We start from the raw sequence: 812 nt of genomic DNA on the forward strand, positions 1-812 counted from the left end.
TTCACTTCCTTCGCAATACACTCAATTTATTCATTATTTAATTACTAAATAAATATTAACTCAAATACTCTGCTACTAATCTTTTATAATCTACTGCTGCTCCACATCTTTTTGAATAAATATTTATTGGCATTTTAGCAAATGTACTTTCATCTATCTTTTCAGTTCTTCTTATGTGGCTATCAAATACCTTATAATTACTTTCTTTAAGCCACTCTTTACCTTGCCTATTAACTTCATTGTTTACATATGAGGTCACAAAACACCCTCTAAATACTAAATTTTCATTTAAATCAACTTTAGTATTATTTATTTGATCTACAAGTTCTTTAAGTCCATCAAAAGCAAATTCATCTATCTTAATAGGTATCATCACTTCATTTGAAGCTACCAATGCATTTATTGTCGATATATTTATGTCTGGAGCATTATCTATTATGCAGTAATCATAATACTCCTCTACTTGTTTTATAGCTTGTTTTATTCTTATTTGCTGTGGTCTTACTTGATCTAACATTACTTCTAAATTTGCAGCAAGCAACTTCATATTAGCTGATATAATATCTAAATTTTTATATTCTGTATTTTGAATTAAATCAAATACATCAACATTTCTATTTGTCATTATTTCTTCCACTCCAGGAAGTTCATAATTATGTCTATTAAATATTTTGCTTAAATTTCCTTGCTTATCATTATCTATTAATAAAACTTTATAATTATGTAATTCAGCCAGTATATAACCTATATTAGCTGATGATATAGTTTTTCCTACTCCACCTTTAAGATTTATTATTGATAATACCTTCATG

At 26.5% G+C, this 812-nt stretch carries 1 protein-coding gene; it reads right to left on the reverse strand.

Annotated features, from left to right (window positions below; translation table 11 throughout):
- Positions 1–55 precede the first annotated feature (55 nt).
- Positions 56–812, reverse strand: a 757-nt coding sequence (locus tag Q5O29_RS03740) for a ParA family protein (protein ID WP_022211663.1), incomplete at its 5' end; no start/stop codon positions are given.

The sequence above is a fragment of the Clostridium sp. CAG:265 genome (assembly GCF_000436575.1).
Classification (GTDB): Bacteria; Bacillota; Clostridia; order Clostridiales; family Clostridiaceae; genus Clostridium; species Clostridium lentum.